Annotated in this window: 18 protein-coding genes and 1 pseudogene; 10 read left to right on the top strand and 9 right to left on the bottom strand. The window is 62.0% G+C overall.

Annotation, left to right across the window (positions count from 1 at the left end):
• Nucleotides 1-48 precede the first annotated feature (48 nt).
• From NKH99_RS24700 to NKH99_RS24690, 3 genes are all read right to left on the bottom strand, one after another.
• The gene (locus NKH99_RS24700) at nucleotides 49-1,002 is read right to left on the bottom strand and encodes a TAXI family TRAP transporter solute-binding subunit (protein ID WP_023674270.1); all 954 of its coding nucleotides are present in this window, start codon (nucleotides 1,000-1,002) and stop codon (nucleotides 49-51) included.
• A gap of 93 nt (nucleotides 1,003-1,095) precedes the next feature.
• Nucleotides 1,096-2,427, bottom strand: a complete 1,332-nt coding sequence (locus tag NKH99_RS24695) for an aspartate aminotransferase family protein (protein ID WP_353016018.1) — start codon at nucleotides 2,425-2,427, stop codon at nucleotides 1,096-1,098.
• Nucleotides 2,424-3,329 carry a MurR/RpiR family transcriptional regulator gene (locus NKH99_RS24690; RefSeq protein WP_352819834.1) on the bottom strand — a complete coding sequence of 302 codons (906 nt, stop codon included), beginning with the start codon at nucleotides 3,327-3,329 and terminating at the stop codon, nucleotides 2,424-2,426. The genes NKH99_RS24695 and NKH99_RS24690 overlap by 4 nt, the downstream gene beginning before the upstream one ends.
• Before the next feature lie 96 nt (nucleotides 3,330-3,425).
• Here NKH99_RS24690 and NKH99_RS24685 point away from each other — a divergent pair, with 96 nt between their 5' ends.
• The 5 genes from NKH99_RS24685 to NKH99_RS24665 all read left to right on the top strand — a co-directional run bounded on the left by NKH99_RS24685 (nucleotide 3,426) and on the right by NKH99_RS24665 (nucleotide 6,433).
• Nucleotides 3,426-4,274: a beta-keto acid cleavage family enzyme gene (locus NKH99_RS24685; protein WP_352819836.1), complete on the top strand. Its 849-nt coding sequence runs from the start codon at nucleotides 3,426-3,428 to the stop codon at nucleotides 4,272-4,274.
• A gap of 167 nt (nucleotides 4,275-4,441) precedes the next feature.
• Nucleotides 4,442-4,834 carry a GFA family protein gene (locus NKH99_RS24680; protein ID WP_352684671.1) on the top strand — a complete coding sequence of 131 codons (393 nt, stop codon included), beginning with the start codon at nucleotides 4,442-4,444 and terminating at the stop codon, nucleotides 4,832-4,834.
• A 273-nt stretch (nucleotides 4,835-5,107) separates the two neighbouring features.
• Nucleotides 5,108-5,299 (top strand): hypothetical protein, encoded by a 192-nt coding sequence (locus NKH99_RS24675; protein ID WP_502900104.1) that lies wholly within the window; start codon nucleotides 5,108-5,110, stop codon nucleotides 5,297-5,299.
• A 2-nt stretch (nucleotides 5,300-5,301) separates the two neighbouring features.
• Complete coding sequence (locus NKH99_RS24670; RefSeq protein WP_353016016.1) at nucleotides 5,302-5,565, top strand: hypothetical protein; 264 nt, start codon at nucleotides 5,302-5,304, stop codon at nucleotides 5,563-5,565.
• Nucleotides 5,543-6,433: a tetratricopeptide repeat protein gene (locus tag NKH99_RS24665; RefSeq protein ID WP_353016013.1), complete on the top strand. Its 891-nt coding sequence runs from the start codon at nucleotides 5,543-5,545 to the stop codon at nucleotides 6,431-6,433. Before NKH99_RS24670 ends, NKH99_RS24665 begins: the two co-directional genes overlap by 23 nt.
• Nucleotides 6,434-6,475: 42 nt before the next feature.
• Here the strand turns inward: NKH99_RS24665 and NKH99_RS24660 are convergent.
• Nucleotides 6,476-6,721, bottom strand: a pseudogene (locus NKH99_RS24660) (adenylate cyclase); the annotation flags it as partial.
• On the opposite strand from NKH99_RS24660, the gene NKH99_RS24655 reads away from it, so the two are divergent.
• The gene (locus NKH99_RS24655) at nucleotides 6,715-6,987 is read left to right on the top strand and encodes a helix-turn-helix domain-containing protein (RefSeq protein WP_353016011.1); all 273 of its coding nucleotides are present in this window, start codon (nucleotides 6,715-6,717) and stop codon (nucleotides 6,985-6,987) included. The pseudogene NKH99_RS24660 and the gene NKH99_RS24655 overlap by 7 nt on opposite strands.
• 64 nt (nucleotides 6,988-7,051) lie before the next feature.
• Nucleotides 7,052-7,510: a VOC family protein gene (locus NKH99_RS24650; RefSeq protein ID WP_353016009.1), complete on the top strand. Its 459-nt coding sequence runs from the start codon at nucleotides 7,052-7,054 to the stop codon at nucleotides 7,508-7,510.
• A gap of 147 nt (nucleotides 7,511-7,657) precedes the next feature.
• Here NKH99_RS24650 and NKH99_RS24645 read toward each other — a convergent pair whose 3' ends face one another.
• The 5 genes from NKH99_RS24645 to ehuB are packed head-to-tail and all read right to left on the bottom strand — an operon-like array spanning nucleotide 7,658 to nucleotide 11,470.
• Nucleotides 7,658-8,389, bottom strand: coding sequence for a GntR family transcriptional regulator (locus NKH99_RS24645; protein ID WP_352470565.1), 732 nt, complete (start codon nucleotides 8,387-8,389; stop codon nucleotides 7,658-7,660).
• Entirely contained in the window at nucleotides 8,386-9,165 is a 780-nt protein-coding gene (gene ehuA / locus NKH99_RS24640) for an ectoine/hydroxyectoine ABC transporter ATP-binding protein EhuA (protein WP_353016007.1), read from the bottom strand. The genes NKH99_RS24645 and ehuA overlap by 4 nt, the downstream gene beginning before the upstream one ends.
• Entirely contained in the window at nucleotides 9,162-9,821 is a 660-nt protein-coding gene (ehuD, locus tag NKH99_RS24635; protein ID WP_023674259.1) for an ectoine/hydroxyectoine ABC transporter permease subunit EhuD, read from the bottom strand. Before ehuD ends, ehuA begins: the two co-directional genes overlap by 4 nt.
• Nucleotides 9,818-10,546, bottom strand: coding sequence for an ectoine/hydroxyectoine ABC transporter permease subunit EhuC (gene ehuC / locus NKH99_RS24630; protein ID WP_352470566.1), 729 nt, complete (start codon nucleotides 10,544-10,546; stop codon nucleotides 9,818-9,820). Before ehuC ends, ehuD begins: the two co-directional genes overlap by 4 nt.
• A 54-nt stretch (nucleotides 10,547-10,600) precedes the next feature.
• Nucleotides 10,601-11,470, bottom strand: a complete 870-nt coding sequence (ehuB, locus tag NKH99_RS24625; RefSeq protein WP_352470567.1) for an ectoine/hydroxyectoine ABC transporter substrate-binding protein EhuB — start codon at nucleotides 11,468-11,470, stop codon at nucleotides 10,601-10,603.
• 242 nt (nucleotides 11,471-11,712) lie between these two features.
• Between ehuB and NKH99_RS24620 the strand changes: the two genes are divergently transcribed.
• From NKH99_RS24620 to NKH99_RS24610, 3 genes are all read left to right on the top strand, one after another.
• A complete protein-coding gene (locus tag NKH99_RS24620; RefSeq protein ID WP_353016004.1) occupies nucleotides 11,713-12,903 on the top strand; it encodes a M24 family metallopeptidase in 1,191 nt (396 codons plus the stop codon).
• 75 nt (nucleotides 12,904-12,978) lie between these two features.
• A complete protein-coding gene (locus NKH99_RS24615; protein ID WP_353016002.1) occupies nucleotides 12,979-14,127 on the top strand; it encodes a M24 family metallopeptidase in 1,149 nt (382 codons plus the stop codon).
• 10 nt (nucleotides 14,128-14,137) lie between these two features.
• Nucleotides 14,138-15,394, top strand: coding sequence for a sarcosine oxidase subunit beta family protein (locus NKH99_RS24610; RefSeq protein WP_352470570.1), 1,257 nt, complete (start codon nucleotides 14,138-14,140; stop codon nucleotides 15,392-15,394).
• Nucleotides 15,395-15,398: the final 4 nt, after the last annotated feature.

Raw genomic sequence — 15,398 nt, 5'->3', positions numbered from 1 at the left:
ACAATTATTTGCGATGCGAGGCGCCTGTGGCGCCTCGCATTGAAGGCCTCAGAGCCAGCCCTTCTCCTTGTAATAGCGCTCCGCGCCCGGATGCATTGGCGCCGACAGACCGGTCTTGATCATCTCCTTGGGATCGAGATTGGCGAAAGCCGGATGCAGTTTCTTGAAGTCGTCGAAATTTTCGAAGACCGACTTCACCAGTTCGTAGACCACCTCATCGGGCGTGCTGGCATTCGTCACCACTGTCGCGCGGACGCCGAATGTCGTCACGTCGTCCGGATTGTTGGCGTACATGCCGCCCTTGATGGTGGCGACTGAATAGTACGGATGAGCTGCCAGCAGCGCGTCCACTGCCGGACCGGTCAGCGGGATGAGTTTGGCGCCACAGGCCGTGGTCGGATCCTGGATCGCCGCGGAAGGATGACCAACGCCATAGAAGAAACCGTCGATCTTGTTGTCGCACAGCGCGCTGCCCTGCTCGTCCGCCTTCAGCTCCGCGGCAAGCGAGAAATCGCCGAGCGTCCAGCCCATCTGCTTGAGCAACTCCTCCATGGACGAGCGGGTGCCTGACCCGGGATTGCCGACGTTGAAGCGTTTGCCCTTGAAGTCCTCGAATTTGGTAACGCCGGCGTCCGGCCGCGCCAGCACGGTAAACGGCTCGGGATGGACGGAGAACACGGCCCGCAGATCCTTGAACGGCTTGCCGTCGAAATTTCCGGTCCCCTCATAGGCCTGGTACTGGACGTCCGATTGGGTCAAGCCGAAATCGAGGTCGCCGGTCTGGATGGAGTTGACGTTGAAGACCGAACCGCCGGTCGACTCCGTCGAGCATCGGATGCCGGTTTTCTGCCGGTCCTTGTTCATCAGTCGGCAAATGGCGCCGCCGACGGCGTAGTAGACGCCGGTGACCCCGCCGGTGCCGACCGTGACGAAGCGCTGCTCGGCTCCGACGGATGGCAGCGCCAGCAGCATGCAGGCGGCAGCGCCGATCAGGGTTTTCATTGAACTGTACATGGTTGCTACCTCTCTGGTGGGTGTCCCGGCCCGTCGCCGATGACGCGTTGGAACTGGTTGAGGCGGTCCGCGTCGTGCGGGTCAGGCCGCTGAAGCGATCGCAGCGTCGATCGACTCACCGAGCCGTTCGACGATCCGATCGATATCCCGTTTGGAAATGATGAATGGCGGCGCCACAAGCACATGAACGCCCCGCACACCATCAATCGTCCCGGCCATCGGATAAATCATCAGGCCGCGGGCCATTGCTTCGCGCTTGATGCGGGCGTTGAGTTCAAGCCTCTGATCGAACGGCTCCTTGCTGGCGCGATCAACCACCAGCTCGATTCCCCTGAATAGACCCCGCCCGCGAATGTCGCCGACATGATGGTGGTTATCGAAGCGTTGATGCAGGCGTTCGTCCAGCTGCGCGCCCATTGCGCCGACATTGTCGAGCAGACGGTCGCGCCGGATGACCTCCTGCACGGCAAGGCCTGCCGCCGCTGCCATTGGATGCCCCATATAGGTATGCCCATGCTGGAAGAAGCCCGAGCCTTGGGCAAAGGCGTCGAAGATATGCCGGCCGAGCAGCACCGCGCCAATCGGCTGGTAGCCACCGCCGAGTCCCTTGGCGATGGTCAGCAGGTCGGGAGCGATGCCGTCCTGCTCGCACGCATGCAGCGTGCCGGTACGGCCCATGCCGCACATCACCTCGTCGAGAATGAGCAGCACGCCGTAGCGGTCGCAAATCGCGCGAATGTGCTTGAAGTACTCCGCGACCGACGGCACCGCGCCGAGCGTGGCACCCACCACCGGCTCGGCGACAAAGGCGATGACCTCGTCCGGGCCGAGTTCGAGGATCTTGTCTTCGAGCTGCTGGGCGGCGCGCGCCGCATAGGCTTCGTCGCTTTCGCCATGCTTTTGATAGCGATAGGCGTAACAGGGGTCGATATGGTGGGTCTCGATCAGCAACGGCCTGAACTGGGCGCGCCGCCATTCGTTGCCGCCGGTGGCGAGAGCGCCGAGCGTATTGCCGTGATAGCTCTGCCGGCGTGCGATGAGATGGCGCCGTTGCGGCTCGCCTTTCTCGACAAAATATTGCCTGGCCATCTTGAGCGCGGCCTCGACCGCCTCCGAGCCGCCGCTGACCAGATAGACGTGGTCCAACCCTTCCGGCGCGTCCTCGACCAGCCGATCCGCCAAGCGCTCCGCCACCTCGGTGGTGAAGAAGCTGGTGTGGGCGTAGGCGATGCGGTCAAGCTGGGCGTGCAGCGCGGCAATCACGTCGGGATGGCCGTGGCCGAGACAGGACACCGCGGCGCCGCCCGACGCATCGATATAGGACTTGCCCTTGGCATCGAACAGTTCGATGCCTTGGCCGCGAGCGGCGACCGGCAGCGTCGAGTGGATGGTTCGATGAAGAATGTGTGTCATCGACGGTCCCTCAGGGGCATTTTCTTCGGCGCACGCTGGTTCAGGTGGGTCTTGAGGGCGGCGCCCTGCTCATCGAAGCGTCGCAGCGATTCAACGGCGCCCTCGCCTGCCTGTCCTGCGACAAGAGCACCGAGGATCTCAGCAACGATGAAAGCTGGCGTCATGGTGTGGAAAAAGGACGGGCTGCCGGTCGGCACGACGACTAGGTGATCGGCAAGCAGCGCCAAGGGCGCTACCCCGCTGTCGGTGATCGCAATGACCGGTACGCCGCGGCCGGCAGCGTACTCGACAAGCTCGATTGTGAAGCGCGTGTAGGGCAGGACGCTGGCGGCGATCAGCACGTCGTCCTTGGTCGCATGGGCCAGAGCGTCACCATCGGTTCCGCCGATGCCGTGCAACAGCACCGACTTCTCGCCGATCAGCGACAGGATGTAATGCAGATGCCAGGCCACCGCATGGCTCGAGCGCAGGCCGAGGCAATAGACGCGCCTTGCCGCACTCAGCGCCCTGGCCGTGTCGACCAGACGGTCGATCGACCTGCTTTCGGCCAGATGGGCAAGCTGGCTGGAAATCGAATCCAGAATATCGGCCGCCAGCGCGTGGTCGCCCTTGAGCTTTTGGCTGGCCACCTGAAGGCCCGCCTTGCCAGCGAAACCGATTTCGCCGTCCCGGATCGCGGCGGCGTAGATATCGCGTACCGCCTCGTAGCCATCAAGGCCGAGATGCTGGGCCAGCCGCGTCATCGTCGCCGGCTGCACTCCTGCGTGCCGGGCCTGCTCGCGCATGGACAACAGCGCGACATCATACGGCTTGTCAAGGACATAGCGCGCAGCGGACCGAAGCTGCGCCGACATGCCGTCGAAGGCAGTGACGATCTGTCCAGCAAGCTCTCCCTGGTCCATGGATATTGCTAGCTCGCCAGCCCAGCGATTGCAACGTCTGTTTCAGTGTGATCAAAGATTGATTCATATGAATCTTGTCGCTCACAGAACGTCCCCATGAAGCCGGCCCATGGTCTCGACCGCATCGCCATAGCCGTCGCCCCGAACGGGGGACGTCGCAGCAAGGCCGACCATCCGGCGATTCCGCTGACACCAGCCGAACTTGCGAGGACGGCCGCGGAATGCGCCGATGCCGGTGCGGCTATGATCCACGTCCATGTCCGCGACAGAAGCGGCAATCATCTGCTCGACCCCGACGCCTACCGCCAGACGATCGCCGCCATCCGCGGTGCTGCCGGCGACCGCTTGATAATTCAGATCACCTCCGAAGCGCTCGGTATCTATTCGCCGGCCCAACAGATGGCCGTCGTACAAGATGTGAAGCCGCAAGCTGTCTCGCTGGCGCTTCGCGAAATCGTTCCTGATGCCGGATCGGAACTCGCCTGTGTGCGCTTCATGGCCTGGCTGCACACCGAGGAGGTTGCGCCGCAGATCATCCTCTATTCGCCCGAGGAGGCCGTCAGGCTTTCGGACATGCAGCAGCGCGGACTGATCCCCTGGGCAAGCATACCGGTTCTCTACGTGCTGGGCCGCTACACGCCGGGACAGGCGTCCGTTCCTGCCGATCTCTTGCCATTTCTTGCGGCGAACATGCCGCGCTTCGACCATTGGAGCGTCTGCGCCTTCGGCCGCAACGAAGCGGCGTGCGTGACCGCCGCCGCGTTGCTTGGCGGCCATGTCCGGGTCGGCTTCGAAAACAATCTTTTCCTTCCGGACGGCAGCATAGCCTCGTCCAACGCCGAACTGGTAGCGACCGTCGCACGCATACTCGCCGACTGCGGCGTCAAGATCGCCTCGGCCGCCGAGTTGGCGGCTCAATGGAACGCGCCGTTTCGTTCCGTATGACAAACCAAAGCCTATTTTCGGCGGCAAGCTCGCGCAAGGCATAGAGAGGCGGCTGCAATGTCATCGCCACGGAAGAACGACGCGTCCCCGCCCGCGGCGCGGCGATTGCAACAACAGTGCCGGTCGTTGTAACCATTCCGGCCGCTTGATATTGGAGGAGACGCAGCATGGACCGATTCACCGGCGGTTGCCTGTGCGGCAACGTTCGAATTATCGCGTCGGGGCGCCCATACCGGGTCGGCCTTTGTCACTGTCTTGACTGCCGCAAGCATCATGGCGCCCTTTTTCACGCTTCCGCGATTTTTCCTGAGGATGCGGTGACGATCGACGGCGAAACACGCGACTACGCCGGACGGTTTTTCTGTCCCCGCTGCGGCTCCTCCGTTTTCGGACGCACCGCAGACGAAATCGAAGTAAACCTGGGGTCGCTGGATGCGCCTGACCAGCTGATGCCAACCTACGAAAGCTGGATCATCCGACGCGAGTCCTGGTTGCCGCCGTTTCCGCTCACCAGACGATACGAGCGCGATCGTGACGCCACGGGTCGCTTTGAGGAATAGGTCGCACGAACGGTGCGACGGCGCCGGCGCGAGCAGGATCAGCTGATGGCAGCGATGTCTGACGAGGACCATATCGCTGAACGCGAAGCGACGATAAGGACGCTTGGCACACAGAAACGCGCGCCGCGAGGCCTATCTCGACAAGGTCGCCACGGAACTGATCGAGGTCGACCGCTCGATCGGGGTCTTGCAACAGGATCTGGCTAGGCCGAGCTGCTCGAGCGCTCCGGCCTGCTCAAATCGCTGGTCGCCGGCCGCGTGCAGCAGCTGGAGGTGAATACGCTAGGCGAAGTGGTGCAGACCGGACAAAAGCTGATGGTCATCGTGCCGGATGGCACAGCGATCGAGATCGAGGCGATGCTGCTCAACCGCGACAACGGTTTTGTGCATGAAGGGCAGGAGGTGCGCGTCAAGCTCGAGGCTTCCCCTTTACTCGCTACGGTACACTGCATGGCAAGGTTCTGAGGGTGTCCAATGACGCGATACCGGCTGGTCAAGTGCAGCAGGCGCCAAGCGCGATACAAGACGCCACGCGCGATGCCGCCGGGCCGCTGCTGTTCCCGGTGAGAATCGCGCTGAATGAGAGGTCGATTCGGGTCGAAGGCGAGGACGTGATACTTACACCAGGCATGTCCGTGACGGCGGAAGTGAAGACTGGCGACCGGCGCGTGCTAGAATTCCTCCTCGATCCACTGATGGAGATGACTGATGGGGCGTTCCATGAGCGGTAAGCGGCAATGTTTAAATCACGGCTGTCGTCATTCGCGCCGAGTTCAGGCGGCCAAACTCATGGGGTCGGGAGATGTGTCGCCAAGCAAAGGCAAGATGATGAAGTCAACCCGGTTTGTCGTATCTCTGTGGTGTTCGGGTCTGCTTTTTGTCATTGCTCTGTTTTCTCCTACTGCGTCGCAAGGGGGTGCTATTGAGGCGGAAGCTGCTTTCAAGGTGAGTAATTACCAAGTTGCATACAACGAATGGAAAGAGCTTGCTGAAAACGGTGACGCCATCGCTGAGTTCAACTTGGGGTTCCTCTATTCAAGGGGACTTGGAGTCTCGTTGGATTACTCCAAAGCTGCGGAATGGTGGACGAAGGCGGCGAAGCAAAATATGGCCGTAGCACAGGTCAATCTCGGCCTTCTGTATTCTTGGGGCAAGGGAGTTCAGCTAGACGATGCAAAAGCAGCTGAACTTTGGCGCAATGCAGCGACACAAGGATTACCTGAGGCTCAGCAATACCTCGGATACGTGTACCTCATTGGTAAAGGTGTGCCAAAAAGCAGCAATGACGCCATCTTTTGGCTAACCAAAGCCGCAGAACAGGGGAACGTCGACGCTCAGGTTAATTTAGGTGCTATATATCTAAGTGGAACAGACACCGATAAAAAATTAAACCTTGCGTTCCTTTGGTATAATAAGGCTGCAAAGCAAAATAATGCGAAGGCACAATATAATTTAGGTGTTATGTATCTGAAGGGTGTTGGAGTTGAGAGTGACACAGCGCTTGCAATGGAGTGGCTAAAGCGCTCAGCCGCACAAGGTTACCAAGGGGCGAAAGAGGCACTTGGCCGTATGTCGCCAAAAACCCAAACGTCACTATAAGCAGTCCGCGATCTATAAATAGTTATCAAGCATCAACTGAGGGGCCTCGTCGAGCCGCCCGAGTTGGGCGAGGTTTGCCGCCGGAAAACGGCGTGAGCTTGTACGATAAGTCTCGTCCCGGCGCGGTGTCTCGACAGCGGCTTCGTATTCGCCGGCTGCATATTGCGCCTGGCCGAGCGCCAGATAATACCAATTTGTCGGCAACGGATTCAGCCGGAACGCCTTGCGAATGTGCTCAAGACCCTCCTCAACCCGCCCGGCCAGGACCGCGATGTCGGACAATGCCGCTCGTCCCTTGGTTGATGCGCGCACTCGAGATGAGCGAAAGGACGTTGCGCCGGCGCTTCGACGAGAGCTTCGGCTATGACCCCAAGACGCTTGACCGTATCCTCCGCTACCAGCGCTTTCTGCGGCTTTCGAGCCAATCAAACAGCGCTACGGCCATCCTGGCAGCCGAGGCGGGCTATTCCGATCAGGCGCATCTTGTCCGCGAGAGCCGACGCCTGACGGGAAGCACCCCGCGACAGATTCATCACCTGCTGCAGAACGGGTGAAACCACGTCGCGCTCTTCATTGGCCGTTTTGTTCAATTCGTCACTGTCGCCCGACTTTATCCTGGTGTCTCCGACAACCAGAGGAGATCGCCATGAAACCGCGCATTTCGGTTTTGACTATCGCTGTCGCGACCTCGAGAGTTCTCTGGCGTTCTACCGCGACGGTCTCGGCTTGCCGACGGAAGGGATCATTGGCCGCGAGTTCGAGCATGGCGCCGTCGCGTTCTTCACGCTGTCCGGCGGGTTGAAGCTCGCGATCTGGGCGCAGGACGACCTCGCCTACGACACTGGCCTGCCCAAGGCGCCGATCAACTCGACCTCGTTCACAGTCGGACACAACGTTGTGCGCCGCGAAGAAGTCGATCAAGTAATGGATGAGGCAGCTCGCGCCGGAGCCGAGATCATCAAGCCTGCCCGGGACACGTTCTTTGGCGGATATGCCGGATACTTCCGCGATCCGAACGGACACCTGTGGGAGGTCGTCTGGAACCCCGCCAACATACCGAATGAGGACGCTCTCTGAGGGCAGGTATGGCCCTGTAGGATCGGGCCGTTCCGGTCATTCCCGGTGCTGGCAAAATTCTATCGGGATCGGGGCGGGCGGCCTGCTTTCCCTGGCAAACGAAGCCAGTTCGACGGCAGTCCACCAGCATAATCTTACGGGGGCTGATTATGTAGCTCTATCCAGATTCGCCTCGCCTGCATGGCGCATCATGCGGCGGAAGCTCATTGAGATATGCGCCCGCCTTATATGGCCGATGGACTCCCAGTCGCCGATCTCGGCGGCGGCAAGGACCTCTTCCATTTCGCGGCGGAATGCGGTGAATTCCTCGACGAGGCCCAATTGCGGCATCAGCTTCAGGACGACGCGCGCGACCTGAAAATACAGGCGCTCGCTGATCTCGCGCAGTGGCTGGTTGCCGGTCATCGCCGTGAGCTCGTAGAAAAAATCCATGTTGAGGCGCAGGAAAGCGCGCTGGTCGGGATTGAGTATATCGGCATCGCAGCGCGCGATGAGCGCCCGTATCCGGTCAAGATCGTCCGCCGTGCGCGGAATCGGCGAAAGCTTGCCGACGAGGAGCGCCAGTTCCAGGCGCAGATGATAGACCTGCTGCAATTCCTCGATGTCGACGTCGGTGACGATCGTGCCGACGCCGTGGACGGATTGAACCAGACCCTCGGATTCAAGGCGCGCCAGGACGCGCCGGACCGGCGTGCGGCTGATCTGGAATTCCTGGGCAAGTTCTTCCTCGGACAGGTGGCTTCCCGGCGCATAATCGAGCAGGCAGATGCGGTCGCGCAATATCCGGTAGATGCGCTCGAACCGCTCCCGCGCGGAGAGCGGGCGCGGCGGCGCGGCGGTCACCGTCGTGGGCGGCTTGGCCTCTGTCTCGATCGTCACCCAGCCTCCAGGACAGCGTGCAGGAATTGCCGTGTCCGCTCGTTCTTGGGAGCACCAAACAGTTCGCTTGGCGGTCCCTGCTCGCAGATCTTGCCTTGATAGAAGAAACAAACGCGGTCGGAAAACTCCTTGGCGAAGCCCATCTGATGGGTGACCATCAGCATGGTGAGATCATGCTCGCGCCCGATTTGCCTTATCACCTGCAGCACTTCGCCGACAAGCTCCGGGTCGAGCGCCGACGTCACCTCGTCGAACAGCATGATCTTGGGCCGCATTGCCAGCGCCCTGGCGATGGCGACGCGCTGCTGCTGGCCGCCGGAAAGCTGTGACGGATAGTGGTCCTTCTTCTGGGCCAGACCGACCAGCTCCAGCAGCTCGGCCGCTCGTGCCTCGGCGTCCGCCCGCTTCATGCCGAGCACCGTTATCGGCGCCTCGATGCAGTTCTGCATCGCCGTCATATGCGGAAACAGGTTGAACGACTGGAACACCATGCCGATCTTGGCGCGGATCTTGCGGATGTGGGCGAGATCGGCGGGAACAAGCCTGCCGTTCCTCTCCATATGGGTCAGCGGCTCGCCTTCGACCCAGATGACGCCGTCATTGATCGTCTCCAGCGTCATCAGCATGCGCAGCACCGTCGTCTTGCCCGAACCCGACGGACCGATGACGGAGACTTTTTCGCCGCGCGCTATTTCGAGATTGAGCCCGTCGAGAACGGTTAACGTGCCGTAGCGTTTCGATACATTGTCGAAGCGGACCATCGGTTGTTCAGTCATCGCGTGGTCCTCCGGTTGAGCAGCCCTTCGAGGGAGCGGATGAGCGCCGCCGAAACCAGGCTCATGGCAAGGAAAAACAGGCCGACCAGCGTGATCGGCTCGGTGTAGCGGAATGTTTCGGAGCCGATGATCTTGGCGGTCTGCATCAGTTCCATCACGGCGATTGCGGAAAGCAACGGCGTTTCCTTGAACAAGGCCACCAGATAATTGCCGAGCGCCGGAACGATCGGCGGGATCGCCTGCGGAATGATGATGTCGCGGAACGTCGTCCAGGACGAGAGATTGAGCGCGATCGAAGCTTCCCACTGGCCGCGATGGATGTTGTCGAAACCGGCGCGATAGACCTCGGAGCAATAGGCGGCGTAGTGGATGCCGATGGCCAGCACCCCGGCGGTGAAAGCGTCGAGCACGACACCGAATTTCGGAAAGACGAAATAGAGAAAGAATATCTGGATGAGCAGCGGGGTCGAGCGGATCAGCTCGACCAGCACCGAAATCGTCCAGCTGGTCCATGGCACGGCGATGCGGACAACGGCCAGCACCAGGCCGAGCGAGGCGGCAAGCGCAAAGCCGATCAGCGTCGCTTCGATGGAAATGACGGCGGCGCGGGCAAGCACCGGCAGGATTTCCAGGGCAAATCCCCAGTCCCAGATCATGCCGCCTTCCCCCGCGCCAGTCCGAGCGACGCTCGCCTTTCAAGAAGCCGCATGCCGATGGTCACAACCAGCGACATTGCCAGGTACATCAAAAGAACGAGGGTGAAGATCGGAATGGTCTTGAACGTGTTCTGGTTCATTTGCTGCGCCTTGAAGGCGAGATCCGAAAGCGTGATCAGCGAGACCAGCGCCGTCGATTTCAGAAGCTCGATGAACAGATTGCCCCAGGGCGGGATCATCGCGACAAAGGCCTGCGGCAGGATGATCCGGCGCAGCATCTGCGGGCGGCTCATGTTCAATGCAGTACACGCTTCCCACTGGCCGCGGGCGACGGACTGGATCGCGCCGCGCACGCACTCCGATCCGTAAGCGCCGACATTCAGGCCGAGCGCCAGCACCGCCACAACGAATGCGTTGATCGTGACGCCGAATTGCGGGAGCACGAAAAACAGCCAGAACAATTGCACCAGTGCCGACGTTCCGCGGAAGATCTCGACGTAAACCGTGGCCAGCCATCTGAGCGGCGTCGGGCCATACATCCTTGCAAGTGCCGCAAGCACGCCCATGATAATTGCCAGCAGGCTGCCGAGGACGGCGATCTCGACCGTCAGGACCGCGCCTTGCAGCAGCCCCGGCATGAACACTCTATAGCTTTCCTGTGTTGCCAACGCGCCGATCACGACTAGCGCGATGACCAGCATGGCAATGAGCGTACGGATTCCCATGCGATTCCCCCGGGAAAAAAGGGCGGCGCTTTCGCGCCGCCAGCAGTTGGGAACCTATTTGCCAGCGCAGAGCTCTGCGGTGGTCTTGTTGGGCAGATAATCCTTGCCGAAGCCGAGTGGCTCGACCAGCGCGATATGCTCCGGCGAACCGATGAACTTCTTCAGCTCGGCGTTGAAAGCCTGCTGCAGGTCGGTGTCTTCCTTGCGGAAGCCGAAGCCGCCATGGCCTTTCACCGACTTGCCGGCGACCTCGCCGAAGGGCTTGGTCGATTCGACACCGTCGGCCTTCTTGGCCATGTCGGCGATCGAAAGGGCGGTAAGCGCGGCAGCATCGGCGCGGCCCGACTGGACGGCGGCGACCAAGCTGGACTGGTCGGGCAAGGAGACGATCTGCCCATCGGCAACGCCCGCTTCCTTGGCGAAGCCGCCTTCGACGGCGCCGGCCATCACGGCAAGCTTGAGATCCGGATTGTCCTTGATGCTGGAAAAATCCTTGATGCCTTTCGGATTGCCTTTTGCCACCAGCATAGCCTCGCCGATGCCGTAGGACGGCTCGGAGTAGTTGATCTCGGCGCAGCGCTTCGGGGTGATGAACATGCCGGCGGCGATGATATCGAAGCGGCCGGCCTTGAGACCTGGAATGAGCGAGCCGAATTCGGTCAAAACACCGTCGACCTGCGGTATGCCCATCTTGGCGAGCACCGCCTTGGCGACTTCCGGCGCCTCGCCGGTCAGCTTGCCGTCTGGCGTGGCGTAACCGAACGGCGCCTCGTTGGCGAAACCGACGCGGATGTAGCCGTCCTTCTTGGCCCGTTCGAGGGTGGTTTCCGCGTGAGCGGACAGCGAGGTCAATGACGTCGCCGCGAGCGCGATGCAGGCAGCCGCTTTCACGACCATGCGGCGCGATATCGATGAATTGAACATGCTTTTCTCCCATTGGACAACTGTGGATGGTTCCCAGGGCGCGGCCTTCTTCGAGGTCGACGCCTGCTTGATCAGACGTATACAACTGCCCTAGACATTTCGCAAGCAGAGATATAGAAACCATGGAAATTCGGCGATAATTCGTAGTTAGCCAACAAATTGACGTCGAGTTGTGCACAATTTGGGCCTGCTTGCCCATATCTTATCAAAGGGCAAGCGGCGTACCTGGAAGGCAGATTTCGGTGGCGACCGCGAAGGGCTTCGGGACATTCACGCAAGCGGAGTATGGGCAGCGCCTCGCCGGCGTGAAGACACGCATGCAACAAGCCGGCTTCGATCTCATCGTCTGTCAGGATCCAGCCAACATGTGCTGGCTGACCGGCTATGACGGATGGTCGTTCTACGTTCCGCAGTGCGTGCTCGTCCATCTGGAGGAGGACCGGCCGATCTGGTTCGGCAGGGCGCAGGATGCCAAGAGCGCACGCCTGACCACCGGCCTGCCCGAGACAAACATCGTGCCGTTCTCGGAACGGCTGGTGCAGCAGCCGGTCGAACACCCTTATGACGAACTCGCCCAACTGATCCGGTCGCGCGGCTGGGGAAAGGCCCGTATCGGCGTCGAGATGGACGCGCATTATTACACTGCGCGCTGCCACGCCCATCTTGTCGAGGGGCTGCCCGACGCGCATTTCGCCAACAACCATGATCTCGTTAACTGGGCGCGGCTGGTCAAATCCGAAGCGGAGCTGGTGCTGATCCGCGAGGCGGGTGCGATCTGCACGCATGCCATGAACCGCGCCATCGGGAAAATGCGGCCCGGTGTGCCTCAGAACCATGTCATTGCGGAAATCTATCACGCGCAGATCATGGGGGTGCCCGGAGCGGGCGGCGACTATTCCGCGATCTGTCCGCTGATGCCCGTCGGCGAGGGCACGAGCACGCCGCATCTGACGTGGTCCGACGCGCCGCTGCCGGACAGCGGCCCCGCCATTCTGGAGATCGCCGGCGTGCGGCGCCGCTATCACGCGGCGCTGACGCGGACCGTACATTTCGGCAAGCCGCCGCTAGCCATCCTCGACATGGCCAAGGCAATCGTCGAGGGTGTCGACGCCGGCCTCGACAAGGCGCGCCCCGGCTACACCGCCGAACAGGTGGAAGCCGCCTGGCAGGCAGTCCTGCGACGGAACGGGCTGAAGAAGGAAAGCCGCGTCGGCTATCCGGTCGGGCTCGCCTACCCGCCCGATTGGGGTGAACGCACCGCAAGCCTTCGTCCCGGCGACACTACCGAGATGCAGTCCGGGATGTGCTTCCATTTCATGGCCGGCGTCTGGCTCGACGATTTCGGCATCGCCATCTCGGAATCGTTCGTCGTCACGGAACGCGGCGGCGAACGCCTCTGCGACGTGGCGCGCGAACTCATCGTCATCGACTGACATGGCGGCCAGGAAACCGGCTGCCGAAAAAGACCATGCGCGCCAGCAAGCCGGCAACAAGCACGAGGACACCCGATGGACCGCAATCCGTTTTCCGAAGCCGAAATCGCCGGCCGCCTTGCCAAGGTCCGTATTGCACTGGCCGAGCGCGAGCTCGACGCGGCGGTCTTCGCCTCGCCGGAGAACGTCTTCTATCTCACCGGGCTTGATCACTGGGGGTATTTTGCCCCTCACCTGCTGGTCGTTCCGCTCCGGGGAAAACCTGTTCTGGTCACCCGCTCGATGGAGAAGGTGACGATCGAGAAGCAGGTGAAGGCAGCGGAATTCCGTGGCCACTCTGACAGCGAAACGGCGGCCGACCTTACCGCGCGGGTGCTTGCGGAGCTCGGCCTGTCCGGCAAGCGGATCGGTCTCGAATACTGGACGGCCGGCCTTAGCCATGGACTTGCCGTGGCGCTCCAGACGCAAGCCGATGCAACTTGGAGCGATGTCTCCGGTCTGATCGACAAGATGCGGCGGGTGAAGAGCACCGAAGAACAGGCGCTGATGCGGCGTGCCGCAAAGGTGACGGACGCCGCCGCCGGTGCCGCGATCGCCGCGATCTCCGATGGCGCTTCCGAACAGGAGGTCGCCGCCCAATGTGTTGCGGCAATGATCCGCGCCGGCGGTCATGCGCCGGGCTTCGGACCGTTCATCCGCCCGGCCGCGCGCCTGGGTGAAGAGCACACGACCTGGGGCGACGGAATCTACCGCAAGGGCGAGCCGGTCTTTGTCGAACTGTCGGGGTGCATCTCGCGCTACCATGCCCCGCTCGGCCGGCTCGTTCGCATCGGCCACATCAGCGATGAAGACGCCGCAATGGCGGAGGTGACCGCCAAGGCCTTCAACGCGGTCGTCGAGGCGCTGCGGCCGGGCGCCAAGGCGCGCGATGTTTACGCCGCCTGGCAGGCCGTCGCCGACGAGGCCGGCCTTTCCCACTATCGCCGCCATCACTGCGGCTACCTTGTCGGCGCCGGCCAGCCGCCGTCATGGACCGGCGGCAATTCGGTGACCGGCTTGCGACACGATTCCGACCTCGAGATCGAAACGGGGATGAGCTTCCACATCCTGTCATGGCTGATGGGAACGGGTCGCGGCAATGACTTCGTCTCCAACACGGTGCTTTTGACCGACGCGGGCGCCGAAGTGCTCACCCGCACGCCGGCCGGCCCGATCGTTCGATAGGCCCGCACGCATGGCGCGCTATTCGGCACTCTCGATTTTCCGCAACGCGCTCGCCGGCCAGAAGAATTGGCAGCGCGCCTGGCGTGCGGCGGAGCCAAAACCGTCCTATGATGTGATCGTCATCGGCGGCGGCGGACACGGCCTCGCCACCGCCTTTTACCTCGCCGAGAACCACGGCATCCGTAACGTCGCCGTACTCGAAAAGGGCTATGTCGGCGGCGGCAATGTCGGCCGCAACACCACCGTCATCCGCTCCAACTACCTGCTCGACGGCAACACCCAGTTCTACGAATTCTCGATGAAGCTCTGGGAGGGCATGTCGCGGGCGCTGAACTTCAACGTCATGTTCTCGCAGCGCGGCCAGCTCGTCACGGCGCATTCGGCCGATCAGCTCGACGGCTTCAGCCACCGCGCCAATGTCATGCGGCTGAATGGCATTGATGCCGATATCCTCGACCGCGACGAGGTGCGCCGTCTCGTGCCCTATCTCGATTTTTCCGACACCGCCCGCTTTCCGATCCATGGTGCCATCTTCCAGGGCCGGGCGGGCACGGCGCGCCACGACGCCGTCGCCTGGGGCTATGCGCGCGCCGCCGACAGCCATGGCGTCGACATAATCCAGAACTGCGAAGTGACAGGCTTCCTCCGCGACCGCGACAGTATCGTCGGCGTCGAAACGACGAAAGGCCGGATCGGCGCCGGCAAGGTCGGCCTCGCTGTTGCCGGTCATACATCCGTGCTCGGTGCCAAGGCCGGCCTTGACCTGCCGATCGAAAGCCACGTCCTGCAAGCCTTTGTCACCGAACCGCTGAAGCCGCTGGTAGATCACGTCGTCGCTTACGGCGCCGACCATTTCTACGTCAGCCAGTCCGACAAGGGCGGACTGGTCTTCGGCGGCAATCTCGACGGCTACAATTCATACGCCCAGCGCGGCAATCTCGGCGTCGTGCGCGAGGTGGCGGAGGCGGCGATTGCTTTGATGCCGTGCATTTCGCGCGTCCGTCTGCTGCGCCACTGGGGCGGCGTCATGGACATGACTCCCGATGCCAGCCCGATCATCTGCCCGACGCCGATCGACGGCCTCTATCTCAATGGCGGCTGGTGCTATGGCGGCTTCAAGGCGACGCCGGCTTCCGGCTGGTGCTTCGCCCACACGATCGCCACCGGCAAGCCGCATCCCCTGATCGCGGCCTACGGACTCGATCGTTTCCGCACCGGCCACACGCTCGATGAGGCCGGTGTCGGCCCTTCCGCCTGGCTGCAATAGGAGG

The sequence above is a fragment of the Mesorhizobium sp. M0854 genome, assembly GCF_040319815.1.
Lineage (GTDB): Bacteria > Pseudomonadota > Alphaproteobacteria > Rhizobiales > Rhizobiaceae > Mesorhizobium.
This window is presented reverse-complemented; position numbering and strand designations above follow the sequence as displayed.

Bases quoted from the DNA above. Each gene is read 5' to 3' on its own strand.
- NKH99_RS24700 (WP_023674270.1), bottom strand. From the start codon at position 1,002: ATGAAAACCCTGATCGGCGCTGCCGCCTGCATGCTGCTGGCGCTGCCA.
- NKH99_RS24695 (WP_353016018.1), bottom strand. From the start codon at position 2,427: ATGACACACATTCTTCATCGAACCATCCACTCGACGCTGCCGGTCGCC.
- NKH99_RS24690 (WP_352819834.1), bottom strand. From the start codon at position 3,329: ATGGACCAGGGAGAGCTTGCTGGACAGATCGTCACTGCCTTCGACGGC.
- NKH99_RS24685 (WP_352819836.1), top strand. From the start codon at position 3,426: ATGAAGCCGGCCCATGGTCTCGACCGCATCGCCATAGCCGTCGCCCCG.
- NKH99_RS24680 (WP_352684671.1), top strand. From the start codon at position 4,442: ATGGACCGATTCACCGGCGGTTGCCTGTGCGGCAACGTTCGAATTATC.
- NKH99_RS24665 (WP_353016013.1), top strand. From the start codon at position 5,543: ATGGGGCGTTCCATGAGCGGTAAGCGGCAATGTTTAAATCACGGCTGT.
- NKH99_RS24655 (WP_353016011.1), top strand. From the start codon at position 6,715: ATGCCGCTCGTCCCTTGGTTGATGCGCGCACTCGAGATGAGCGAAAGG.
- ehuA (WP_353016007.1), bottom strand. From the start codon at position 9,165: ATGACTGAACAACCGATGGTCCGCTTCGACAATGTATCGAAACGCTAC.
- ehuD (WP_023674259.1), bottom strand. From the start codon at position 9,821: ATGATCTGGGACTGGGGATTTGCCCTGGAAATCCTGCCGGTGCTTGCC.
- ehuC (WP_352470566.1), bottom strand. From the start codon at position 10,546: ATGGGAATCCGTACGCTCATTGCCATGCTGGTCATCGCGCTAGTCGTG.
- ehuB (WP_352470567.1), bottom strand. From the start codon at position 11,470: ATGTTCAATTCATCGATATCGCGCCGCATGGTCGTGAAAGCGGCTGCC.
- NKH99_RS24615 (WP_353016002.1), top strand. From the start codon at position 12,979: ATGGACCGCAATCCGTTTTCCGAAGCCGAAATCGCCGGCCGCCTTGCC.
- NKH99_RS24610 (WP_352470570.1), top strand. From the start codon at position 14,138: ATGGCGCGCTATTCGGCACTCTCGATTTTCCGCAACGCGCTCGCCGGC.